Annotated in this window: 23 protein-coding genes and 1 tRNA gene; 14 read left to right on the top strand and 10 right to left on the bottom strand. The window is 68.4% G+C overall.

Annotation, left to right across the window (positions count from 1 at the left end):
* Positions 1 to 13: 13 nt before the first annotated feature.
* Entirely contained in the window at positions 14 to 490 is a 477-nt protein-coding gene (locus KIH27_RS08750) for an OsmC family protein (protein ID WP_214092545.1), read from the bottom strand.
* A 55-nt stretch (positions 491 to 545) separates the two neighbouring features.
* Positions 546 to 1,412 carry a 4-hydroxy-tetrahydrodipicolinate synthase gene (gene dapA / locus KIH27_RS08745; RefSeq protein WP_214092544.1) on the bottom strand — a complete coding sequence of 289 codons (867 nt, stop codon included), beginning with the start codon at positions 1,410 to 1,412 and terminating at the stop codon, positions 546 to 548.
* Positions 1,413 to 1,483: 71 nt separating this feature from the next.
* On the opposite strand from dapA, the gene KIH27_RS08740 reads away from it, so the two are divergent.
* Positions 1,484 to 2,365: a LysR family transcriptional regulator gene (locus tag KIH27_RS08740; RefSeq protein ID WP_214092543.1), complete on the top strand. Its 882-nt coding sequence runs from the start codon at positions 1,484 to 1,486 to the stop codon at positions 2,363 to 2,365.
* A gap of 53 nt (positions 2,366 to 2,418) precedes the next feature.
* On the opposite strand, the gene KIH27_RS08735 is transcribed toward KIH27_RS08740, so the two are convergent.
* Together KIH27_RS08735 and KIH27_RS08730 are read right to left on the bottom strand one after the other, a co-directional pair.
* Positions 2,419 to 2,871: a hypothetical protein gene (locus KIH27_RS08735; protein ID WP_214092542.1), complete on the bottom strand. Its 453-nt coding sequence runs from the start codon at positions 2,869 to 2,871 to the stop codon at positions 2,419 to 2,421.
* The gene (locus tag KIH27_RS08730) at positions 2,868 to 3,575 is read right to left on the bottom strand and encodes a PhzF family phenazine biosynthesis protein (RefSeq protein ID WP_214092541.1); all 708 of its coding nucleotides are present in this window, start codon (positions 3,573 to 3,575) and stop codon (positions 2,868 to 2,870) included. Before KIH27_RS08730 ends, KIH27_RS08735 begins: the two co-directional genes overlap by 4 nt.
* 124 nt (positions 3,576 to 3,699) lie before the next feature.
* Between KIH27_RS08730 and KIH27_RS23190 the strand changes: the two genes are divergently transcribed.
* From KIH27_RS23190 to KIH27_RS08710, 4 genes are all read left to right on the top strand, one after another.
* Positions 3,700 to 4,785, top strand: a complete 1,086-nt coding sequence (locus tag KIH27_RS23190; protein WP_307856820.1) for a GNAT family N-acetyltransferase — start codon at positions 3,700 to 3,702, stop codon at positions 4,783 to 4,785.
* 58 nt (positions 4,786 to 4,843) lie between these two features.
* Entirely contained in the window at positions 4,844 to 5,341 is a 498-nt protein-coding gene (locus KIH27_RS08720) for an NUDIX hydrolase (RefSeq protein ID WP_214092540.1), read from the top strand.
* A 456-nt stretch (positions 5,342 to 5,797) separates the two neighbouring features.
* Positions 5,798 to 6,022 (top strand): type II toxin-antitoxin system VapB family antitoxin, encoded by a 225-nt coding sequence (vapB, locus tag KIH27_RS08715; RefSeq protein WP_214092539.1) that lies wholly within the window; start codon positions 5,798 to 5,800, stop codon positions 6,020 to 6,022.
* Entirely contained in the window at positions 6,019 to 6,432 is a 414-nt protein-coding gene (locus KIH27_RS08710) for a PIN domain nuclease (protein WP_214092594.1), read from the top strand. The genes vapB and KIH27_RS08710 overlap by 4 nt, the downstream gene beginning before the upstream one ends.
* Before the next feature lie 90 nt (positions 6,433 to 6,522).
* On the opposite strand, the gene KIH27_RS08705 is transcribed toward KIH27_RS08710, so the two are convergent.
* Positions 6,523 to 7,200 carry a DUF8548 family protein gene (locus tag KIH27_RS08705; protein WP_214092538.1) on the bottom strand — a complete coding sequence of 226 codons (678 nt, stop codon included), beginning with the start codon at positions 7,198 to 7,200 and terminating at the stop codon, positions 6,523 to 6,525.
* 133 nt (positions 7,201 to 7,333) lie between these two features.
* On the opposite strand from KIH27_RS08705, the gene KIH27_RS08700 reads away from it, so the two are divergent.
* From KIH27_RS08700 to KIH27_RS08685, 4 genes are all read left to right on the top strand, one after another.
* Positions 7,334 to 7,609, top strand: coding sequence for a hypothetical protein (locus KIH27_RS08700; RefSeq protein WP_214092537.1), 276 nt, complete (start codon positions 7,334 to 7,336; stop codon positions 7,607 to 7,609).
* Entirely contained in the window at positions 7,567 to 8,019 is a 453-nt protein-coding gene (locus tag KIH27_RS08695) for a Clp protease N-terminal domain-containing protein (RefSeq protein ID WP_214092536.1), read from the top strand. The genes KIH27_RS08700 and KIH27_RS08695 overlap by 43 nt, the downstream gene beginning before the upstream one ends.
* 75 nt (positions 8,020 to 8,094) lie before the next feature.
* The gene (locus tag KIH27_RS08690; protein ID WP_214092535.1) at positions 8,095 to 8,364 is read left to right on the top strand and encodes a helix-turn-helix domain-containing protein; all 270 of its coding nucleotides are present in this window, start codon (positions 8,095 to 8,097) and stop codon (positions 8,362 to 8,364) included.
* Entirely contained in the window at positions 8,357 to 9,637 is a 1,281-nt protein-coding gene (locus KIH27_RS08685; RefSeq protein WP_214092534.1) for a type II toxin-antitoxin system HipA family toxin, read from the top strand. The genes KIH27_RS08690 and KIH27_RS08685 overlap by 8 nt, the downstream gene beginning before the upstream one ends.
* A 54-nt stretch (positions 9,638 to 9,691) precedes the next feature.
* Here the strand turns inward: KIH27_RS08685 and KIH27_RS08680 are convergent.
* From KIH27_RS08680 to KIH27_RS08670, 3 genes are all read right to left on the bottom strand, one after another.
* Positions 9,692 to 9,765, bottom strand: a tRNA-Met gene (locus KIH27_RS08680).
* A gap of 125 nt (positions 9,766 to 9,890) precedes the next feature.
* A complete protein-coding gene (locus KIH27_RS08675; RefSeq protein ID WP_214092533.1) occupies positions 9,891 to 12,845 on the bottom strand; it encodes a UPF0182 family protein in 2,955 nt (984 codons plus the stop codon).
* A gap of 55 nt (positions 12,846 to 12,900) precedes the next feature.
* Positions 12,901 to 13,920 carry a YlbL family protein gene (locus tag KIH27_RS08670; RefSeq protein ID WP_214092532.1) on the bottom strand — a complete coding sequence of 340 codons (1,020 nt, stop codon included), beginning with the start codon at positions 13,918 to 13,920 and terminating at the stop codon, positions 12,901 to 12,903.
* A 99-nt stretch (positions 13,921 to 14,019) separates the two neighbouring features.
* Between KIH27_RS08670 and KIH27_RS08665 the strand changes: the two genes are divergently transcribed.
* The 5 genes from KIH27_RS08665 to KIH27_RS08645 all read left to right on the top strand — a co-directional run bounded on the left by KIH27_RS08665 (position 14,020) and on the right by KIH27_RS08645 (position 18,862).
* Positions 14,020 to 15,372 carry a zinc-dependent metalloprotease gene (locus tag KIH27_RS08665; RefSeq protein WP_250149798.1) on the top strand — a complete coding sequence of 451 codons (1,353 nt, stop codon included), beginning with the start codon at positions 14,020 to 14,022 and terminating at the stop codon, positions 15,370 to 15,372.
* Between the two features lie 46 nt (positions 15,373 to 15,418).
* On the top strand, positions 15,419 to 15,982 hold the full coding sequence (locus KIH27_RS08660) for a hypothetical protein (protein ID WP_214092530.1): 564 nt from the start codon (positions 15,419 to 15,421) through the stop codon (positions 15,980 to 15,982).
* Between the two features lie 200 nt (positions 15,983 to 16,182).
* Positions 16,183 to 16,572, top strand: a complete 390-nt coding sequence (locus tag KIH27_RS08655) for a hypothetical protein (RefSeq protein WP_214092593.1) — start codon at positions 16,183 to 16,185, stop codon at positions 16,570 to 16,572.
* Positions 16,573 to 16,627: 55 nt separating this feature from the next.
* On the top strand, positions 16,628 to 17,485 hold the full coding sequence (locus tag KIH27_RS08650; RefSeq protein WP_214092529.1) for a TOMM precursor leader peptide-binding protein: 858 nt from the start codon (positions 16,628 to 16,630) through the stop codon (positions 17,483 to 17,485).
* 42 nt (positions 17,486 to 17,527) lie between these two features.
* Positions 17,528 to 18,862, top strand: coding sequence for a macrolide-binding ATPase MABP-1 (locus tag KIH27_RS08645; RefSeq protein WP_214092528.1), 1,335 nt, complete (start codon positions 17,528 to 17,530; stop codon positions 18,860 to 18,862).
* A gap of 112 nt (positions 18,863 to 18,974) precedes the next feature.
* Here the strand turns inward: KIH27_RS08645 and KIH27_RS08640 are convergent, their stop codons facing one another.
* Positions 18,975 to 19,220, bottom strand: a complete 246-nt coding sequence (locus KIH27_RS08640; protein WP_214092527.1) for a WhiB family transcriptional regulator — start codon at positions 19,218 to 19,220, stop codon at positions 18,975 to 18,977.
* A gap of 231 nt (positions 19,221 to 19,451) precedes the next feature.
* Positions 19,452 to 21,554: an ATP-dependent DNA helicase UvrD2 gene (locus KIH27_RS08635; RefSeq protein WP_250149814.1), complete on the bottom strand. Its 2,103-nt coding sequence runs from the start codon at positions 21,552 to 21,554 to the stop codon at positions 19,452 to 19,454.
* Positions 21,555 to 21,606 lie beyond the last annotated feature (52 nt).

Raw genomic sequence — 21,606 nt, 5'->3', positions numbered from 1 at the left:
TCACCGCCCCGGCTCATCCTTCGATCACGATCGTCGGCGCATGCTCGACGGCGAAGTTGACCGACCGGGCGATGAAGCACACCGCCGGCACCTTGGCGTGCAGGCGGGCCGCGAGTTCGGCGTCCCCGCCGGCGGCGATCGTGACGTGCGGACGCAGCGTGACCCGCTCGAATTGGCCACCGCCGTCGGCCCCGATCGACATGACGCCGGTGGGTTGGTCGCGGTAGGCGGTCACGACCACCCCGGCCTCGGCGGCGAAGTGCAGGTACCACAACAGGTGGCACTGCGACAGCGAGACGATCAGCAACTGCTCGGGGTTCCAGCGGGCGGGATCGCCGCGAAACACCGGGTCGGCCGTTCCGGGGATCATCGGCAACCCGGCACCACCGATCTCGTGGTCACGGCTGTAGGCCCGGTAGGAACTCGTCCCCGACCCGGTGTTGCCGGTCCAGGTCACGGTGATGTCGGCGTAGCGGTGCTCGCGGGTCATGTGGGCAAGGGTCCTTCACTACCGTCGGGATGGGGTTGGCGCAACCGGGGCCGGATCAACAGGCATCGAGGGCGGCTGCGGTCATCGCAGGGTCCGCGGGCAACAGTGGCAGTCGGACGCGCGGGCTGGGAATTCGCCGCTGCGCGTGCAGCACCGCTTTGAGCACTACCGGATTGGGCCCGGCAGACAGCGCGGCCACCAGCGGGGCGAGTCGGTCGTGCAGGCCACGAGCCACGCTTACGGCACCGTCGCGCCAAGCGGTCAGCAGATCGGCGTAAGCGCGGGTGGCGACATTGGCGCTCGCAGAAATCGCACCGGCTGCGCCCAGCACCAGCATCGGCGCGACGAAGAGGTCGTCACCGGCCAGGACGGTGGTGTGCGGCAGTGCACGGCTCATGAATTCGATTGTTGTGTCATCGATTCCGCCGACCGCATGTTTGAAGCCGATGATGTTCGGCATGCGCGCCAACTCGGCGAGGGTTCCCGCCGCCAGGGGCCTGCCGGTGCGGTACGGCACGTTGTAGACCAGCAGCGGTACCGGGCTGGCTCCGGCGAGTTGCCGGAAGTGCTCGACCACGCCCTGCTCAGTGGGGCGCACGTAGTACGGAACGACCACCAGCGCGGCCGTCGCACGACGGTCGATCGACGTCACCATCGTCTGCGATTCGGCCGTCGAACTCGTACCGGCGCCGACGATCAGTGGCCGGTCACGCTGCGCACAGACGTCGGCGCAGACATCGATGACACGGCTGCGTTCATCAACTGTCAGCGCGGCGGTCTCCGCCGTCGTACCTAGGGCCACGATGCCGGCGGCACCGTCGTCGAGCACGTCGTGGGCCAACCGCTCCAGTGCGTCAGCGGCGAGATCACCGCCGGGGGTGAACGGCGTGACCAGCGGTACGAAAAGTCCGGAGAGCGGCATGGCTTTGACGATGACCCACCAACGGCGTCAGATCCAGTTCGCATTTATGACCGTTACCGTAAATTTTACTTATGCTCGATGTTCGCAAGCTGCGACTCCTATGGGAACTGGCGTATCGCGGCACCATCGCGGCGGTGGCTGAGGCGCTCGCCTACACCCCGTCGGCGGTCTCCCAACAGTTGACCGCACTGGAGCGCGAGACCGGGGTGATGCTGCTGGAACGCACCGGCCGGCGTGTCACGCTGACTTCGGCGGCCCACACCCTGGTCGCCCACACCGAGGCGGTCCTGGCGATCCTGCAGCAGGCCAGCACAGACCTCGATACCGCAGGCGGCACTCTCACGGGAATGCTGCGCATCGGCGGCTTCCCGTCGGCGGTCGCGACGATCTTGACGCCCGCACTCATCTCGCTGGGCACCGACCACCCGCACCTCGATCTGACGGTCACCGAACTCGACCCGGCCGCGGTCCCCGACGCGTTACGCGGAGAACATCTCGACATCGCACTGATCCAGGAATACGACTACGTGCCGATCGCAACGGACCCCAGTCTGGGCACCGAGCCGCTACTGGTGGAGCCGGTCCATCTGGCGGCTCCGAACGCCACTACCCTCGATACCTGCCGAGACCGTTACTGGATCACCGGCACCCTCGGCACGTTGTGTCACACGCTGACCGTGAGCGCTTGCCGGGCTGCGGGATTCACCCCCCGAATCCGCCACCTCGTCGATGACTTCGGCGCCGTTCTCGCACTCGTCGCGGCCGGTCATGGCGTTGCTCTCGTCCCCGAACTCGGCACGACCGCCAAACCCGCCGGAGTCGTGTTGAATCCGCTGCCGATCCGCCGCAGAACACACCTGGCATATCGCCGGGGAACCGAGTCTCACCCTTCGATCGACGCGGCTCGCAGCGCACTACGCGCCGCAGCGAACGCATGCCGATTTGAGCCGTGACTGCAGTGCGCGACCGGCGCCGTCCGCGGTGTCCGCACGTTCCCAGTCAGCACTCAGACGTACCGCCGCACCCCGACGGCAACAGATCGTTCCGCCGCTTCGTCGAACATCGCATCGTCGACGTACTCGTCGACCGACAGGATCACGGTCACCGCCGGGTCGGTGCGGAAATCCAGGTAGTGATGTCCGGCCCGGCCGGACTCCAGCAGTGACCGCCCCAGATCGAGGATCTCCTCGAGCCGGGTATCGGCGAGGCACCAGTTGGTGCGGTCCCGTCGAAGTTCCACACCGACGGAGCCGTCGTGTCGCCGGATCGTGTGCTCAACGCCGTGCCGGGTGAACGTCGCCTGTCCCCGCTGCCGGGCCGCTCGGATCGCACGCTGCCACGCCCGCATGCCTGCGCGGTCGGCACCAACCACGATGGCCGGTTCTCCGTAGTGGAAATCGCCGAAGTATCCGACCCGGAAGAACCCCGTCGACTCCCCCGCCGAGTGCCCCGGTGTCACCGGTCGCCGCCGGTCCGCGTCTCCAGCGGGTTCGGCACGGCACCGTCGCTGACCACGCGCCCGCCGAGTTCCGCGGTCCCGGGTGGACCCGGGCGGGCCCGCACCACCGACCCCGCCCCGTGGCAGATGGTGAGGTCGCGGCCGAGCGCGGCGGCCAGGCGCATCGACGCCGACCCGCACGCCTCGTCCTCGGTGATCCCGTACCGGGCCGCGTAGACGCGGGCGCGCACCGCACCGGAGGCTTCGTCCTGCCACGCCCACAGTTGGGTGGCGTCCTGCTCGGGGCTGAGCGGGCCGGTCAGCGCGGCGACCGCGACGGCATCGGGCAACCGCTCCTGCCACCACGGCGGTGTCGCGGCCAACCGACCGCGCACCCACACCGTCTCGCCCTCCGCCCAGGTCGGCACCGGCCCGCCGGGGGTGTCCAGCGCGGTCGGGGTCCGGCCGGTCTCGCGGGCGATCAGCCAGGCGGCGCCGACGGCGGGATGACCGGCGAACGGCAGTTCAGTCACCGGGGTGTAGATGCGGATCCGGCCACGGTCGGGGTCGTCGACGAAGATCGTCTCGCTGTAGCCCAGCGCGGCGGCCAGCCGCTGCCGCTGTTCGGGCTCGGCGACCGCGGCCCCGTCGAGAACCACGCCGAGCGGGTTGCCGTGCGCCCCGTCGGCATCGGTGAACACCCGCAGCACCTCGATCGCGGTCATCGCGATGAAGTTACCGGCCGCACCCGCAATGCGGACATCGCCAGGCTAAAACATGCCGCAACGAGCACGATCCGCACCCCAAAATCGGTGGCGCACCGTATCCACGGCGGTTAACGTCGCGCCGGTGAAGTTCCCCGTCACCGTGCGAATCGCGACCTCCGACGAGATCAACCTGACTACCTATCTCGCCACCGACGCCACCGAACTGTTCCCGGTCTTGGACGCCGACGCCGTGTGGACCCACATCCCGGGTGCGCGACCGCACACACCAGCGGAGTTGACGATCCGGCTGACCGGCGCCGCAACCCAACAGCCATTGGTGATCCGTCGCGCCGGCACAGTGGTGGGTACGTCATCGTTTCACTTCGACCCGGCAGCACCGGACGGGATCGAGATCGGCTCCACACTGCTCTCCCCCACGACGTGGGGCACCGGCGTGAACACCGTAGCCAAGCGCCTGATGTTGGCCGCCGCGTTCGACGGCGGCGCCGACTGGGTCCGACTACGAACCGACGAACGCAATCAGCGCTCTGCGGCGGCCATCCTCAAATTGGCAGGGGTCACTGAACTGCCATCACGGCTGGAGCCGCAGTGGATTCGGGCCGACGGCACCGTCCGGACCAGCCGGATGTTCGCCATCCCACGGCCCCACCCCGACTACACCCGGCTCCCGGCCGGACTGCCCGAACCGGTCGACGACGGCGCCGCCGCGCACCTGCCCGGCCTGGTGCTGCCACCGCTCACGTTGGTCGGCACGACCGGCGACCGGGTGCGCGTGGACGCACTCGGGCCCTGCCGCACGGTGCTGTACTGCTATCCGCTGACCGGCCGGCCCGGAATCGCGCTGCCCGACGGTTGGGACGAGATCCCCGGGGCACGGGGATGCACCGCGCAGGCCTGCGACTTCCGCGATCACCACGCCGACCTGCTCGCCGCCGGCGCGGCGCGGGTGTACGGGGTGTCCAGCCAGGACAGCGACTATCAGCAGGAAGTGGTCGAGCGGCTGCACCTGCCGTTTCCGATGCTCGCCGACCCGGACCTCGCGCTCGCCGACGCCCTGCGCATGCCGACGTTCCGGGCGGGTGGGGCGAGGCTGTACCGGCGGCTGACGCTGATCGTCGCCGATGGGGTAATCGAACACGTCTTCTACCCGGTGTTCCCGCCCAACCAGCACGCCGGACAGGTGCTGCGCTGGCTGCGCAGCGGGTGACTCCAGCGCGGCATCGCCCACCGGTGACGGACGCGTGGCGGGCTGGCACGATCGGGCCATGCCGGTCCCCGCGTTCATCGCCGCCCTGCGCACCCACGTCGGGCACACCCCGCTCTGGCTGATCGGCACGACGGCGGTGGTGATCCGCGACGATCACGTGCTGCTGGTCCAGCGCGCAGACAACAGCTGGTGGACACCGGTCACCGGAATCGTCGACCCCGGCGAGGAACCGGCCGACGCCGCCTGCCGAGAGGTCACCGAGGAGACCGGGGTGCGGGCCGAGCCCGTCCGACTGGCGTGGGTGCACACCACGCCGCTGATCACCCACGTCAACGGCGATCAGGCCCAATACCTCGACCACACGTTCCTGATGCGCTGGGTGGCCGGGGAGCCCTATCCCGCCGACGACGAGAGCACCGCGGCCCGCGGGTGTGCGCTAGACGCGCTGCCGGAGATGCCGACGCACATGCATCGACGGATCACCGCGGCGCTCGGCGATGAGGACACCACCCGGTTCGAGTGGAGTCGCCCGACCGGCTGGCAGCGATCGCGGTGATCGTCGCCCCTGCGGTATCCCGGTAGAGCGCGAACGCATCCCCCCAGCACCACATCGCCCCGCTTATCCGAGTCAATTCATTGCGCGGCAGGGCGGTTCGGATGTCAAACCATCGCGGCCGCAGGTGCAGGTGACGTATGCGTCCAGTCCCATTGGCCAGGTCGTCGTCGTGTCCGGATCAAACGTTCCCGCCAACCATCCGTGGCTGACACGACTCAAGTTGAACACCCGCAGATAGTTACCAACATGCCGCTACCACGACGCGCTAGCCCTCGACTACCGCGACTGGCCCTCCCTGATCAAGGATCTCAACAGCGGCACGGTGGTCTACCCGGCCCGGCAGGCAACTCAGCATGACTGAGCCTCGAAGCACCCCTCCACGACAGGTACACGGTGCGATTCGATGTCTCCTATCACCAGGAACACCGTCGCGATATCGCTCGCTATCGTTGCGGAATGGGCGACCTCCTGATCCGTGACGTTCCTGACGACGTTATCGCCCGCCTCGATGTCCAGGCCGCGCGACTCGGCCTGTCTCGCGCAGAATACGTACATCGCCAACTGGCTGCAACACCTGCCGCCTCGCAGCGGTCGGTCACTCCCGCGGACATGGAGCGGTTTGCGCAGAACTGCGCCGGCCTCGCCGACGAGGACTTGATGCGCAAAGCGTGGGGCTGGTGAGCGAGCAGCAATGGCTGATCGACAAGTCGGCCCTGATCCGGATTCCGGTCTGCACGGACCCGCAACTGTGGTTGAACCGGATCGCACGGGGCCTCGTCCGGATCACCACCGTCACCCGACTTGAAATCGGATTCTCCTGTCAGACCGGTGACATCGCCCGCCGCGAGTTGCGTGAACCACCGGTTTCCCTCATGCCGGTGGAGCATTTGCAGCCACGGATCGAGGACCGCGTCGTGGAGGTGCAGGCCCTCCTCGCCGACCGCGGCCAGCACCGCGCCCCGTCGATCCCCGACCTCATCCTCGCGGCGACCGCAGAACTGACCGGACTCACCATCCTGCATGTCGACAATGACTTCGACCTCATCACCGCGATCACCGGGCAACCCACGGAGCGGTTGCAACTGGCTTGAACTCGTAGACCTCGGATGACCGCTCACGCCCGACCCTTTCCTGGCGTTGGCATCCAGTGATCTGAGGCTGTCTTACGAGTCGCACCGCACCTATTTCCGTACCCGCTGCCATTGCCAGATCCCGTGGTCGAGGTCGGTCGGCGATAAACCCATCTCGGCAGCTGCGGCCGTGACGATTGCACCGGCGAACTCCGTTGTGACGCTGTTACGCGGCAGTTCCAGAGAATCCGCCACGAATCGACAGATCATTCGGTCGGGTTTCACGCCCGGGATTCCGGCGAGCATCTGCACGTAGTGCCAGGTGATGCCGGAGCCTTGACCGACCACGGCCCGCCATGCCGCCCCTAGTCGCGCGAGACGGGCTTCGTCGCTGGCAGCGCCGCGAAGGTCCTCCGTTGTTTCGATGCCCTGGGCGGCGAGCGCTTGGGCCGCATCCCGGATCGCCTCGGCCTTCAATACCCCGTTACGGGTGGAGGTGCGGTTTCGGTTACCGATTTGCTCCACCCACCCGTCCGGACCGCCCAGCACATCGAACGTGGCGAGGAGTTCGGGCACACCGTCGCTGTTCGGGTCGCCGCCCCGGTCACGGCGGTAAGCCCGGTAGCGGTTGACGACCTTCTCCACGCTGGAGTATGTGACACCGGTCGACTGCACCGAGTCGGTGATGCACAAGGCGAGGCCCTCACGGTAGCCGGCGGGGGCCGTGGTGCCGCGGAACTGCTCGCAGCGGGCGATCAGGGACGTCAGTTGTTCTGGCGTGTAGGTCATGGGTGTCAGCTTCGCAGAGGCAGGGGACAAGCGATGACGGGTCGACGGTTCGGACGACGGAGGCAGTGGGGCGCTGGGCGACAGCAGCGTCCGGCCATCCCCAGTGTCGGTAGCTACCGATACCGTGCCGGCCATGGATCCCGACGATGTCGTCGAGCCCGTCGACGCGGCGCTTCAGGCACTGCTGGCGTTGGCCGCCGAGCAAACCGACTGCGCCGAGAGCCGCGACAAACTATGCGACTTCATCCTGACCTGCCCACCGCTGCGCGAATGGCCTGCGGATTCACAGGACCGCCTGCGGGAGACGTGCCACTACGTGGTCGGGCTGGCACAACAGCTCCGACGAGGATCTGGGAGGAACGAGTCATGTTCGAGTCGATCAACGACGACGCACGCCAGACACTGCTGACTGCGGCCGAGCATGCCCGGGCACTGTGGCATGGTCACATCGGTGTCGAGCATCTCCTGCTGGCCCTCGTCGATCACGCCCGAGGGCCGGTCACCGAAGCACTGTTCACGGCCAACCTCTCACCACGCGATATTTGGACGCAAGCACGCCGTCTCGTCGGCGACGCGATTGACGGACCCCCGGAACACCTGCCCTACAGCCCGGGGGTCAAGCACGTACTGCATCTGGCCATGACGGAGTCGCGCCGACTCGGCCACCACCACATCGGTGCCGAGCACCTCCTCCTCGGAATCCTGGGCCGGCTCGACGATCCATGGGCAGGACCGGAAGTCGCGGGTGAGATTCTTCAGGCACTCGGCGCGGAGGTCGGCCTCCTCCGGCAGGACCTGACGGCGCGACTGCCTTCGTGACGTCATCGAGCAATGACATTTCACAAATGTTATTGATCGATGACATTTGGAGTATGTTCACGTACGATGACATTCATGTACGAGCTCACCGAGCCTCGCCGGTTAGGCCGTGCACTGCGCGAAGAGCGCCGTCGTCAAGGCCTCACCCAGACTGACCTGGCCGGTCGAGCGCAGGTGTCGCGCGGGTGGCTGATCAGACTGGAAGGCGGGCATGCGACTGCGGAGCTGGATAGCGTTTTCCGTGTCATCGCCGCACTGGGCCTGACAGTAACGCTCTCACCCATTCAGGACACCCCCGAGGATCACGCAGCCCAGACTGCGTTCGAGTCGATCTTCGATGACTGACCGGCTAGTTGTGCTGCTGCGAGGCCAGATCGTCGGCGATTGGTCTCGAAACCGCCTGGGCCAGTACACCTTTACCTACCGCGAGGGCTACCGCAACACCGGTCGGATTCCATTGAGTCCGGCACTGCCGATCAGCGACACCCGGTTCGGACACCAAGCGGTCACGGCCTACGTCGAAGGGCTCCTTCCCGAGAGCCCCGACGTGCGCGGGGCCTGGGCGGCTGAATTGAAGACCGGCGAGACCGCATTCGATCTGCTGGCCGTGATGGGCAGGGACTGCGTCGGTGCCGTCCAATTCGCCCATGACGACGCACTGGACGAACTCACCCGCCGAGCCGCCGACTACCGACCGGTCAGCAACACCGAGATTGGCGCAAGGCTCGCCGCCCTGCATGCCACCGGAGCGTCCTGGACACTCCCCGAAGAACACTGGAGCCTGCCGGGCGCCCAAGAGAAATTCACCCTGGCACGCCTGGCAAATCGCTGGCATGAGGCACGCGGAGCCGCCGCGTCCACCCACATCGTCAAACCCGGCGTCGCCCGGCTCAGACATCAGGCCGTCCTCGAATACGCGACGATGCAGGTCGCCGCACGGCTCGGGCTGACCGTCGCGGCGACCGAACTAGCCGACTTCGCCGGCGAAACCGCGATCGTCATCACCCGCTTCGATCGCTACCACGACCCGAGTTCCGCGGTGTGCCGTCTTCACCAGGTCGACTTCTGCCAGGCCATGGGGCGCATGCCCGCGAACAAGTACGAAGAGCGCAACGGGCCACGCACCGCCGAGTTGGCAGCGATGTTGCGCCGTGAATCGGCACTCCCTGAGCAGGATGTCCGCCACTTCTCCGACGCCGTGCTGTTCAACTACGTCGTCGGCGCACCCGATGCGCATGCGAAAAACTTCGCGCTGCTCTATCCACCTCGGGGCAGACCCCGGATGGCACCGCTTTACGATTTGTCTTCGGCGCTGGCCTACGAACCACGAGCGGGCGGTTATGACCTTTCCTCCGTAGCCATGTCGATCGGTGGGCGACGCAAGTTCGGTCAGGTGCTCAAGAAGAACTTCGAACGCCATGCTGACGAGATGAAGCTCGACCGCGCCGAGCGACTGGCCCGGGTCGCAGACCTGGCGATCGCCGCGCCGGATGCATTCCGGTCAGTACTCGCCGGCATCGACAGTCCCGCTGCCCAGGATGTGGCCGACCGGTTACTTCCGCGGCTGGAGCGCCATACGCAGGAAATCACCCGTCGCGTTGCCGAGACGAGCGGATAACCAGTTCGACGAACGAAAACGGCCCCCGGATTTCTCCGGGGGCCGTTTCGCTAGTAGCGGGGACAGGATTCGAACCTGCGACCTCTGGGTTATGAGCCCAGCGAGCTACCGAGCTGCTCCACCCCGCGTCGGTATCTACAGACTACCCAACCCGCCCGGTCTCACCAAATCGCCTGCCCACGAACCCGGCCGTGCAGAGCTCACCGCTGAAATCCCTGGTGGGGGCGGTGAACTCTGCACGGTCCCGGGGAGATCACTTGGCGCTGTTGAACTTCTCCATCGCCTCGTCGAGACGCTGCAGCGCCGCGCCGTAGCCGGCGAAGTCACCCTTGCGCTGCGTCTCACGCACCGCGGCGATCGCGGACTGGATCTCGCGCAGCGCGGCAGCCTTCGCCGGCGACAGTCCGGCGTCACCGGTCGGTGGCGGCACCGCGGCGACCGGCGCACTGGGCGTCTCGGGTTTCGCGGCGGGCGCACCGTTCTCGGTGGGCGCGATCTCCGCGGCCGCCGCGCCCGCACCCGGACCGAACAGCCCGGTCAGCGCGTCGGAAACCGTTGGGCCGTAGCCGATCTTGTCGTTGTACATCATCGCCACCCGGATCAGCCGTGGATACGACGACGACGCGTCGCTGGCCCCGGGAGATGCATACACCGGTTCGACGTAGAGCAGTCCCCCATCGGCCACCGGCAGCGTCAGCAGGTTGCCCCAGCGGATCCGGTTCTGGTTGTCCCGACCGATCACCCCGAGGTCCTGGGTGACCGCGGTGTCGGTGGTGATCGCGTTGTTCGCTAACTTCGGCCCCTTGACCTCGCCGGGGATGGTCAGCACGGTGATCTTGCCGTAGCTGTCCGGGTCGGAGCTGGCGCTGACGTAGGCGGCCAGGAAGTCCCGCTTCAACCGGTTCATTGCACTGGTCAGCTGGAATGACGCCGAATTATCGTTCTTGGCAAGGTTTTTCGCCACGATGTAGTAGGGCGGCTGGAAGCTGCTGGCGGTCGGGTTGGGATCCAGCGGCACATCCCAGAAGTTCTGTGCGGCAAAGAATTCCACCGGGTCGTTGACGTGGTACTTGGCCAGCAGCATCCGCTGCACCTTGAACAGGTCCTCGGGGTAACGCAGGTGCTCGGCCAGCTCCGGCGAGATGTCGGACTTGGGTTGCACGGTACCCGGGAACACCTTCATCCAGGCTTTCAGGACCGGGTCCTTCTCATCCTGCGCGTACAGGCTCACGGTGCCGTCGTAGGCGTCGACGGTGGCCTTCACCGAGTTGCGGATGTAGGACACCCGCCGGTCGGGCAGCAGCCGGTTGAACTCCACCTCGTTGGAGTCCGCCGTCGCCGACGACAGCGACGTCAGCTCCGAGTACGGGTAGTTGTCCAGGGTGGTGTAGCCGTCGATGATCCACACCAGCCGCTTGTTGACGATCGCCGGGTACATGGTGGAGTCGGTGGTCAGCCACGGCGCCACCGCCTGCACCCGCTTGGCCGGGTCCCGGTTGAACAGAATCTTGCTGTCCGAGCCGATCACCGACGAGAACAAGAAGTTGCGTTCGGCGAACTTCGCGGCGAACACGCTGCGCGCCAGCCAGTTTCCGATCGGAACGCCCCCGGCACCGGTGTAGGTGTAGTTCTTGGTGTCGGTGTTGGTCTCGTAGTCGTACTCGCGGTCGACACCGTTGCGCCCGACGATCGCGTAGTCGGCCAGGGTGTTGGCGATCACCGGCCCGTAGTAGACGCGCGGCTGGTCCAGTGGCGCCGGGCCGTCAGAACGCACCGTGTCGTTGGCCCCGACGACGTTGACCAGGAACTCCGGGTAGCCACCGTTCTGGTTGGGGTCGTTGGCGATGCCGCGGACGGTGTTCGCCGGTGAGGCGATGAACCCGTTGCCGTGGGTGTAGACGGTGTGCCGGTTGATCCAGTCCCGCTGGTTGTCGATCAGCCGGTCCGGGTTGAGTTCGCGGGCGGCGACGACGTAGTCGCGCAGTTGCCCGCTGCGGTCGCGGTAGCGGTCGATGGTGAGTTGGTCGGGGAAGAAGTAGAAGTTCTTGCCCTGCTGGAACTGGGTGAACGCCGGGCTGACGATCGTCGGATCCAGCAGCCGGATGTTGGAGGTGGTGGCCGCGTCCGCGGCGACCTGCGCGGCCGTTGCCCGCGCGTCGCCGCTGTAGTCGCGGTAGGTGACCACGTCGCCGGTGAGACCGTAGGCCTGCCGGGTCGCGACGATGGAGCGGGCGATGTACTCGCTCTCCTTCTGCGCGGCATTGGGTTTGACGCTGAACTGCTCGACCAGCATCGGCCAGCCCGCCCCGACCACCACCGACGACAGCAGCAGCAGCACCAGCCCGATCGCCGGAATCTGCAAGTCCCGCAGCACGACCGCCGAGAACACCGCGACTGCACAGATCAATGCGATCGCCAGCAGAATCATCTTGGCCGGCAGCACCGCGTTGATGTCGGTGTACCCCGCCCCGGTGAACGGCTTGCCCATTCTGGTGTGGCTGAGCAGTTCGTAGCGGTCCAGCCAGTACGCGGCCGCCTTGAGCAGCACCAGGGTCCCGATCAGGCTGACGACCTGAATGCGCGCCGGCCGGCTCAGCACACCACCGCGGCCGGACAGTCGAATCCCACCGAAGATGTAGTGCGCCACCAGGTTCCCCATCGCGGCGAGGAACACCGTCACCAGCAGGAAACCGACGACCAGGCGGTAGAACGGCAGGTCGAAGGCGTAGAAACCCAGGTCTTTGCCGAACTGCGGGTCCGCGATCCCGAAATCACCGCCGCGCCAGAACAACTGGATCCGCACCCAGTAACTCTGCGCGACGATGCCGGCCAGCAGTCCGATCGCCGCCGGCACCCCGATCCCGACCAGTCGCAGCCGCGGCAGCACCGCCGCCCGATAGCGCGCTACCGGGTCGTTGGCGCCGTTGCTGGGCACGAACACCGGACGGGCCCGGTAGGCCAGCGCCAGCCCGGCGAAGACCAGCGCACCGGCGAACACTCCCACCACCAGGAAGGCGACCAGTCGGGTGAGCAGCGTCGTGACGAATACCGATCGATACCCGAGCTCACCGAACCACAGCCAGTCGACGTAGCCGTCGACCAGGCGCGGCCCCACTAGCAGTGCAACGATGACGGCCAGGGCACTCCCGACCATGATCCGGCTGCGCGGGGTCAATTTCGGCATCCTCGCGGTGGGCCGCATACCCACGTGCCACGCTCCCTAAGTCGGTTCGGCTGACCGCCCCACTGTAGCCAACCAGGCGTCAGCAGGACGGTGGCTGACCGCCACCGGTGATCGTGTGCAGCGCGTCCACCGCCTCGGCCAGGGTGTCGACCTTCACCAGCTGCATGCCGTTGCTGTCGGACTTCGCCTCGTAGCAGTTCTGGGACGGCACCAGGAACACCGTCGCCCCGGCCTCTTTGGCGGCGACCATCTTGTGGGCGATGCCGCCGATCGCATCAACCTGGCCGTTTGACTTGATGGTGCCGGTGCCCGCCACGAAGTTCGGGCCGGCCAGGGCGCCGTCGGTGAGCTTGTCGACGACCGCCAGCGAGAACATCAGGCCCGCCGACGGGCCGCCCACGTTGGCGAGGTTGAAGTCGACGGTGAACGGCGCCCACGGCGCGTCGAGCACCGAGACCCCCAGGAAGCCGCTGGGCCGGTCCTTGTGCTCGCCGAGGGTGATCCGCGCAACACCCGGCGGGGCGTTCTTGCGGCGGTAGTCGAGCACCGCGACCTCGCCCGGTTTGGTCGCGGAGAGCATCGAGGTGAACTGGTCGACGGTGTACACCGGCCGGCCGTTGACGGCGTCGACGGCGTCGCCGACCTGCAACGCCCCCAGCGACGGCCCGGGATCGCGGACTTCGGCGATGGTGACCGCCGCCGGGTAGCGCAGATAGCCCAGTGCGGCGTAGGCCGCACTCTGCTCGGACTGCCGGAAGTCGGCGTTGTTGTCGTCGTCGACCTCCTCCCGCGACTTGCCGGGCGGGTAGACCAGGTCGCGGGGCATCAGTTGCTCCCGGCCGGACAGCCACAGCGTCAGCGCCTCGCCGAGTGTCAAGCCGTCCCGCTGCGACACCGTGGTCATGTTGAGGTGTCCGGTCGTCGGGTGGACCTTGGTGCCCTGGATGTCGACCACCTGTTTGCCGTCGATGCTGCCCAGGGTGTCGAACGTCGGGCCCGGACCCAGCGACACGAAGGGCACCGTGACCGCCGCCAGCAGCACGCCGAACGTCAGCACCGGCAGCAGCGCGGCCAGCAGAGTCAGAATCCGCCTGTTCACTCCGGGTATGGTAAACGGCCCGCATCCGATCCAACTCCGAGCGTCGTTTGCCGGGCGTGTGCTGCGCGACGCGCGGCGGCGGTGAGTACCGTTGGGCACATGGCTGATCTGCCCTTCGGTTTCTCCCCCGGGGACGACCCCGACCGCGACAAGCGCGGTGCCAACGACTCCGGATCCGGTCCGGCCGACCCGTTCGGCATGGGATTTGGCGGCGGCGGCACGTTCAACATGGCGGACCTGGGTCAGATCTTCACTCAGCTCGGGCAGATGTTCAGCGGAGCCGGCAACCCGACGGCGAGCGCTGGGACTGCCGGGCCGGTGAACTACGACCTGGCCCGTCGGGTCGCGGCGCAGTCGATCGGGTCGGTCGCCCCGATCTCGGCGCCGACCAACACCGCCATCGGTGATGCCGTGCACCTGGCCGAGACCTGGCTCAACGGGGCGACGTCGCTGCCTGCCGGCACCACGAGTACCGCGGCCTGGACCCCGGTCGACTGGGTGGACAACACCCTGGCGACCTGGCGGCGGCTCTGCGACCCGATGGCCGAGCAGGTTTCGACGGTGTGGGCCTCGGCGCTGCCTGACGAGGCGAAGGCGATGGCCGGCCCACTGATGTCGGTGATGTCGCAGATGGGCGGCATGGCGTTCGGCTCCCAGCTGGGTCAGGCGCTGGGGCGGCTCTCCGGTGAGGTGCTCACCTCGACCGACATCGGCCTGCCGCTGGGGCCGCGAGGTGTGGCCGCGCTGCTGCCGGATGCCGTCGAGAAGCTCTCCGCAGGGCTGGAGCAGCCGCGCAGCGAGGTCGTCACGTTCCTGGCCGCCCGGGAGGCCGCCCACCACCGGCTGTTCAGCCATATTCCCTGGCTGGCGAACCAACTGCTCTCCACCGTGGAGGCCTACGCCCGCGGCATGAAGATCGACATCCACGGCATCGAGGAGCTGGCGCAGAGCTTCGACCCGTCGTCGCTGGCCGACCCCGCGGCGATGGAGCAACTGCTCGGCCAGGGGGTGTTCGAGCCCAAGTCGACGCCGGAGCAACTGGCCGCCGTGGAGCGGCTGGAGACGCTGCTGGCGCTGATCGAGGGCTGGGTGCGCACGGTGGTGACCGCCGCCCTCGGCGACCGGATTCCGGGGACCGCCGCGCTGTCGGAGACCCTGCGCCGGCGTCGGGCCACCGGTGGCCCGGCCGAGCAGACGTTCGCCACCCTGGTCGGCCTGGAGCTGCGGCCGCGCAAACTGGCCGAGGCCGCGATGCTGTGGGAGCGGTTGACGACTGCGGTCGGCATCGACGCCCGCGACCGGGTGTGGGAGCACCCGGACCTGCTGCCGCAAGCCGACGACCTCGACGATCCGGCGGCGTTCATCGACCGGCTGATCGGCGGGGACACCAGCGGGATCGACGCGGCGATCGCGCAGCTGGAGAAAGATCTGGGCGACACCGGCGAGAAGTGAGCGCCGGTCTTGTCGGCGTCCGCAGCGTATTGACAATGGCCACACGATGAGCGCCTTGCACGCGATGTTGCGCTTCCTGGAAACCCAGCGGCGCCAAGACGAGCGCGAGGTCGGCCACCGCCCGACCGGTGCGGCTGTGTGCGAGGTGATGGACTGGCTCATCGCCGAAGTGAAACCGGTGGCCGACCGGACGCCCGTCAACGCCACGCCGACGCTGAGCTACCTGCAGAACCACGCCGGCGAAGCGGCTGCGACCCTGGGATTCGTCGGCGAGGCACTCGAAGAGCTAGCCGGCCTGTGGCAAAGCTCCGAGGACTCCATCCACGCCCGGCGTCAGCCGTTCATCGCCCTCATCCGCCGCATCGAGTCCGAGCGCTACCGCGTCGACACCGAAACGTTCACCACCGTCACCGACGGCCTCGACTGGTCGACTGCCGAAACCACTACCGACCCGGCGGTCCGGGTCCAGTTGGACGCCGAGCGGATCGCCCGCACCGAGCAGGCCGCCGTCTACCAGCAGCGGCTGCAACGGATGGATGCCGAGATCCGGAACTACGAAGACCGGTGCGCTCAGCGCATCCGCGACCTGGCTCGCCGGCCGCGGTTGTGAGCCCGCGCCGGGTCTTGCCTGGGGGATCAAAGCGCGTTACCGTTTCGGCCGGTGCCGAACCGGGTACGGACCCGAAATCCGGCGCGTCACACCACTATTCACTTAATTCGCGCTGACCGCATGGAGGAACGATGGCCGAGGCCGTACTGGATGAGGGCGAAGGCCCGGTGATCGTCGGCATGGCCGAGGCGGCCATGCACATGTACGGCTCGGCGATCGACGAACTGCCTGACACCGACGACGCCGAGTTCGGCGAGCGGGTCGGGATCATCCTGGCCGGCCTGCGCAAGCTGCACCGCTCGCTGACCCACGCCGCGCGCCGCAGCCGGACCGCGCCGTCGGTCGCGGTGGCGCTCAGCGAGATCCGCATCTGTTACGACACCCTGATGGCCCGCGCCGCCGCGACCCCCTCCGGCACGCTCGGTCAGCGCCTCTACACGGCACGCACCCGCGCCAAGCTGACGACCAAGGAGGCCGCCAACGGTGTCGGGCTGCGCGCCGACCTCATCGAGGCGGTGGAGGTCGACGAATCGGTCTCCGACACCGACGCGGCGAAGATCAAGGATCTGATCGCAGCGCTCGGCGGCTGACCCGCCTGTGGATGACTGACAGCACCGCGCCGCCGGGTGTGGCACGGTCGCCGTCATGCCCGCCTCCGACACGGCCGTCTACGCACTCGACTCCACATTGCCGGTGCTGCTGCGACCCGACGGCGCGGTGCAGGTCGGCTGGGATCCGCGCCGCGCCGTGCTGGTGCGCCCGCCGGCCGGACTGACCACCACCGGACTGGCCGCCGTGCTGCGGACCATGCAGACGCCGACCACACTGGCCGCGCTGCACCACGATGCCGCGCAGCACGGCCTGGCCGACGCCGCGGACTTCGACGACCTGCTGGGAGCGCTGGTGACGGCCCGGGTGGCAGCCCGGGACACGCCCCGGTCCCGGCGACGCCGAGCGGCGTCGATCCGGGTTCATGGTCGCGGACCGCTATCGGATCTTCTCGTCGAGGCCCTGCGCTGCTCCGGAGCGCGGATCCGGCACAGCAGCGCACCGCACGCCTCGATCAGCGCCTCCGACACCGACCTGGTGGTGCTGTCGGACTATCTGGTCACCGATCCCCGACTGCTGCGCGAGTTGCACGCCGACCGGGTCCCGCATCTGCCGGTGCGGGTGCGCGACGGCACCGGACTGGTCGGCCCCCTGGTGCTGCCGGGTATGACCTCGTGTTTGAACTGCGCAGACCTGCATCGGCGGGACCGGGACGCCGCCTGGCCTGCGCTCGCCGCCCAGTTACGCGACACCGTCGCCCACGCCGACCGGCCGACACTGCTGGCGACGGCGGCGCTGGCCCTCGATCAGGTCAACCGGGTGCTGGCGGCGGTTCGCGGCACCGTCGGCGAGTCGGCACCGCCGCCCATCCTCAACACCACCCTGGAGTTCGATCTGGCAGCGGGAACCATCATGACGCGGCATTGGGATCCGCATCCGCTTTGTGATTGCTGACGGCCGTATGCCCAACGCGGTGACGGACGCCACAACCCCGTCATGGATGATGGACAGGTGTCAGAAATCAAGCGTGGGAGTGCAGCGCGCAACGCCAAACTGGCCAGCCTGCCCGTAGGGTTCGCCGGTCGGGCCGCACTGGGACTGGGCAAGCGCCTGGCCGGTAAGTCCAAGGATGAGGTCACCGCCGAACTGATGGAGAAGGCGGCCAACCAGTTGTTCACCGTGCTCGGTGAGCTCAAAGGCGGCGCCATGAAGGTCGGGCAGGCGCTGTCGGTGATGGAGGCCGCCATCCCCGAGCAGTTCGGCGAGCCCTACCGCGAGGCGCTGACCAAGCTGCAGAAGGACGCCCCACCGCTGCCCGCCGACAAGGTGCACCGGGTGCTCGACGCCCAGTTGGGCACCAAGTGGCGGGAACGGTTCAGTGAGTTCGACGACACCCCCGTCGCCTCGGCCAGCATCGGCCAGGTGCACCGGGCGGTCTGGGCCGACGGCCGCAAGGTCGCGGTGAAGATCCAGTACCCCGGCGCCGACGAGGCGCTGCGCGCCGACCTGAAGACGATCCGGCGGCTGACCGGGATCTTCAAGCAGCTGGCGCCCGGCGTCGACGTGCAGGGTGTGGTCGATGAGCTGATCGAGCGCACCGAGATGGAACTGGACTACCGGCTCGAAGCCGACAACCAGCGGATCTTCGCCAAGGCCTACGCCGGGCACCCGCACTTCCTGATCCCCAACGTGGTGGCCAGCGCCCCCAAGACCGTGATTCAGGAGTGGATCGAAGGCGTCGGGATGGCCGAGATCATCCGCAACGGCACCGTCGAGCAGCGCGACCTGATGGGCACCCGGCTGGCCGAGTTCACCTGGGACGCCGCCCGCCGACTGGAACTGATCCACGGCGACGCCCACCCGGGCAACTTCATGCTGATGCCCGACGGCCGGATGGGTGTCATCGACTTCGGGGCGGTCGCCCCGATGCCCGGCGGGTTCCCGCCGGAACTGGGTGCCGCGGTCCGCTTCGCCCGCGACAAGGACTACGACAGCGTCATCGCCACCATGCGCCAGGGCGGCTTCATCCAGCCCGGCCAGGAGGTGTCGGTCCGCGAGATCGACGAGATGCTGCGCCAGTACGTCCAGCCCGTCGAGGTCGAGGTGTTCCACTACACCCGCAAGTGGCTGCAGAAGATGGCCGGCAAGCAGTTGGAGCGCCCGGTGGAGCAGCTCAAGACCGCCCGCCAGCTGGACCTGCCGCCGAAGCTGGCGATGCCGATGCGGGTGCTGGCGTCCACCACGGCGATCATGTGCCAGCTCGACGCGCACGTGCCGATCAGACGGCTCAGCGAGGAGTTCGTCCCGGGCTTCGCTGAACCGGCGGCGTAGGCGGTCGAACCGGGCGGTCGGACCGCCTCGTTCAGGTTGCGCCGACGGTCGTGGGTTAGCGAGATCGGCGACCCAGGCTGCAATCTCGATGACGCCAAAGGGTTGGGTGCACTCAGGCCGCCACCTGGTCTTTGCGCGGGCGGCCGCGCGGGCGTTTCCGACCGACGACCGCACCGCGGTCGAGGATCTCACCACCCCACACGCCCCACGGCTCAGCCCGCTGCAGCGCCGCGGTGAGGCACTGCTGCCGGATCGGGCAACCGGCGCATAGCGCTTTGGCCCGTTCCAGGTCGGCGGGGTCGTCGGCGAACCACAGATCGGGTTCGGTGCGGCACGGCAATCGCAATCGGTTCTTCATCGGGGTGCTCCTGGTTCGGAAAACGAAAAATGGCCACGGATCCGCAGCGGGTCCGTGGCCATCGAGTCGGTCGGTTGACGGGTTAACCGAAACCACGATGCACGGACACGCCGGCAGCGGCATGCGCTGCGGCGGGTGCGGCGGCTACCGCGACCGTGCTTCGGGTGGTCATGGTTGAGCAGGGTAATCGGTCGAGCCGCTGGCCCACAACCGATTTTTTTCGGCGACGGCTCAGCCCCGGCTGCGGACCATGTCGAGCACGTCCGGCCCGAACTGCTCCAGCTTTCGCGCCCCGATGCCGGGGATCGCGACCAGTGCGGCCTCGTCGGTGGGCAGCATCTCGGCGATCGCGGTGAGCGTGTTGTCGCTGAACACGATGTAGGCGGGCACCTTCAATTCGGTGGCGGTACGCGATCGCCAGTCCTTGAGCGCGGTCAGCAGTTCGGTGTCGACGTCGGCGGCACACGTCTCGCATCGGCTGAGCATCACCGCGGCCGGAGAACTCAGCGCCTTGCCGCAGATGCGGCAGTGCTTGGGAGCGCCGCGGGCCTTACGCCGGGCGGGTGCCGACGCCGCCGCGTCGGCCTGTGGGGCGATGCCGCTGAGGAACCGCGACGGCTTGCGGCCGGCCCGTCCGCCCGGGGCGCGGGCCAACGCCCAGCTCAGCGCCAGGTGCACCCGGGCGCGGGTGACCCCCACATACAGCAGTCGGCGCTCCTCCTCGACCGCCTCGGAGTCCGGGCCGTGGGCCAGGGCGTGCGAGATCGGTAGGGTGCCGTCGGCCAGGCCCACCAGGAACACCGCGTCCCATTCCAGTCCCTTGGCGGCATGCAGCGATGCCAGCGTCACGCCCTGCACGGTCGGCGCGTGCCGGGCATCGGCCCGGGTGTGCAGTTCGGCCACCAGACCGGGCAGGTCCAGGGCCGGCCGTTGCGCCACCTCCTCGTCGACCAGTTCGGCCAGCGCCGCGAGCGCCTCCCAGCGCTCCCGCGCCTTGGCACCGCTGGGCGGTTCGGCGGTCAGCCCCAGCGGTTCCAGGATGCCGCGCACGATCTCGGCCAGCGGGCCGTCGGCCCCGCGTTCGGCAGCGCGGCGCAGCGCGACCAGCGCCTGCCGGATCTCCTGCCGGGTGAAGAAGCCCTCTCCCCCGCGCACCTGGTAGGCGATGCCCGCTTCGGTCAGCGCCTCCTCGTACACCTCGGACTGGGCGTTGATCCGGTACAGCACGGCGATCTCCGCGGGGGCGACACCGGCCTCGATGAGAGTGCCGATCGCCCTGGCGACCGCGGCGGCCTCGGCGACCTCGTCGGGGTACTCGCGGAACGTCGGTGTCGGGCCGGGCTCGCGCTGCCCGATCAGTTTGAGCTTGCTGCCCGCCACCCGGCCGCGGGCGGCGGCGATCACCCGATTGGCCAGCGACACCACCTCCGGGGTGGATCGGTAGTCGCGTTCCAGCCGCACCAGCGTGGCGTCGGGGAAGTCGCGGGTGAAGTCGAGCAGGTAGCGCGGTGAGGCGCCGGTGAACGAGTAGATGGTCTGGTTGGCGTCGCCAACCACGGTCAGGTCGTCGCGCTCCCCCAGCCACGCCGAGAGCACCCGCTGCTGCAGCGGGGTGACGTCCTGGTATTCGTCGACGACGAAACACCGGTAGCGGTCCCGGAATTCGGCGGCCACCGCGGGATCGTTCTCGATCGCGGCGGCGGTGTGCAGCAGCAGGTCGTCGAAGTCGAGCATCGCCACCTCGCCGCGGACCTTCAGCGCCTCGTAGCCGGCGTACACCGCGGCCAGCTGTGCGGCGTCCACCGGGGTGTCCCGGCCGGCGGCGGCGACGGCCACCGGGTACTGCTCGGGCCCGATCAGCGAGGCCTTGGCCCATTCGATCTCACCGGCCACGTCGCGGACGTCGTCGTTGGACAGCCGCAGCCCGGCATGTCCGGCGGCGCGGGCCACCACCCCGAATTTGCGGTCCAGCAGCTCCCAGCCGGTGTCACCGACCACCCGCGGCCAGAAGTAGCGCAACTGACGCCGTGCGGCGGCGTGAAAGGTCAACGCCTGCACGTTGCCGACCCCGGAACCGCTCACCGAACCCAGGGCGCGCAGTCGGGTGCGCATCTCGCCGGCGGCCCGCTGGGTGAACGTCACCGCCAGCACCTGTCCGGCGGCGACGTGGCCGCCCGCGACCAGCTGTGCGATCCGGTGGGTGATGGTGCGGGTCTTGCCGGTCCCGGCCCCGGCCAGTACGCACACCGGGCCGCGGGGTGCCAGCACGGCCGCCCGCTGCTCGGCGTCCAGGCCGGCGATCAATGCGTTGCTGCCGTCCACCACGGCGTCCATCTTGTCAGGCGCCCCCGACACCGGTTCGGGCATAACCCGAGCGGGCGACTAG

The sequence above is a fragment of the Mycolicibacter acidiphilus genome, assembly GCF_018455725.1.
Classification (GTDB): domain Bacteria; phylum Actinomycetota; class Actinomycetes; order Mycobacteriales; family Mycobacteriaceae; genus Mycobacterium; species Mycobacterium acidiphilum.
The sequence above is the reverse complement of the archived record's forward strand: the minus strand, read 5'-3'. Positions and strand labels throughout refer to the sequence as shown.

What these genes read in the sequence shown, in the direction of transcription:
- KIH27_RS08740 (WP_214092543.1), top strand. Translation starts at nt 1,484, where the DNA reads ATGCTCGATGTTCGCAAGCTGCGACTCCTATGGGAACTGGCGTATCGC.
- KIH27_RS08645 (WP_214092528.1), top strand. Translation starts at nt 17,528, where the DNA reads ATGGATGATGGACAGGTGTCAGAAATCAAGCGTGGGAGTGCAGCGCGC.
- KIH27_RS08690 (WP_214092535.1), top strand. Translation starts at nt 8,095, where the DNA reads ATGTACGAGCTCACCGAGCCTCGCCGGTTAGGCCGTGCACTGCGCGAA.
- KIH27_RS08750 (WP_214092545.1), bottom strand. Translation starts at nt 490, where the DNA reads ATGACCCGCGAGCACCGCTACGCCGACATCACCGTGACCTGGACCGGC.
- KIH27_RS08640 (WP_214092527.1), bottom strand. Translation starts at nt 19,220, where the DNA reads ATGAAGAACCGATTGCGATTGCCGTGCCGCACCGAACCCGATCTGTGG.
- KIH27_RS08650 (WP_214092529.1), top strand. Translation starts at nt 16,628, where the DNA reads ATGCCCGCCTCCGACACGGCCGTCTACGCACTCGACTCCACATTGCCG.
- KIH27_RS08695 (WP_214092536.1), top strand. Translation starts at nt 7,567, where the DNA reads ATGTTCGAGTCGATCAACGACGACGCACGCCAGACACTGCTGACTGCG.
- dapA (WP_214092544.1), bottom strand. Translation starts at nt 1,412, where the DNA reads ATGCCGCTCTCCGGACTTTTCGTACCGCTGGTCACGCCGTTCACCCCC.
- vapB (WP_214092539.1), top strand. Translation starts at nt 5,798, where the DNA reads ATGGGCGACCTCCTGATCCGTGACGTTCCTGACGACGTTATCGCCCGC.
- KIH27_RS08665 (WP_250149798.1), top strand. Translation starts at nt 14,020, where the DNA reads ATGGCTGATCTGCCCTTCGGTTTCTCCCCCGGGGACGACCCCGACCGC.
- KIH27_RS08700 (WP_214092537.1), top strand. Translation starts at nt 7,334, where the DNA reads ATGGATCCCGACGATGTCGTCGAGCCCGTCGACGCGGCGCTTCAGGCA.
- KIH27_RS08655 (WP_214092593.1), top strand. Translation starts at nt 16,183, where the DNA reads ATGTACGGCTCGGCGATCGACGAACTGCCTGACACCGACGACGCCGAG.
- KIH27_RS08705 (WP_214092538.1), bottom strand. Translation starts at nt 7,200, where the DNA reads ATGACCTACACGCCAGAACAACTGACGTCCCTGATCGCCCGCTGCGAG.
- KIH27_RS08660 (WP_214092530.1), top strand. Translation starts at nt 15,419, where the DNA reads ATGAGCGCCTTGCACGCGATGTTGCGCTTCCTGGAAACCCAGCGGCGC.
- KIH27_RS08730 (WP_214092541.1), bottom strand. Translation starts at nt 3,575, where the DNA reads ATGACCGCGATCGAGGTGCTGCGGGTGTTCACCGATGCCGACGGGGCG.
- KIH27_RS08635 (WP_250149814.1), bottom strand. Translation starts at nt 21,554, where the DNA reads ATGGACGCCGTGGTGGACGGCAGCAACGCATTGATCGCCGGCCTGGAC.
- KIH27_RS08685 (WP_214092534.1), top strand. Translation starts at nt 8,357, where the DNA reads ATGACTGACCGGCTAGTTGTGCTGCTGCGAGGCCAGATCGTCGGCGAT.
- KIH27_RS08720 (WP_214092540.1), top strand. Translation starts at nt 4,844, where the DNA reads ATGCCGGTCCCCGCGTTCATCGCCGCCCTGCGCACCCACGTCGGGCAC.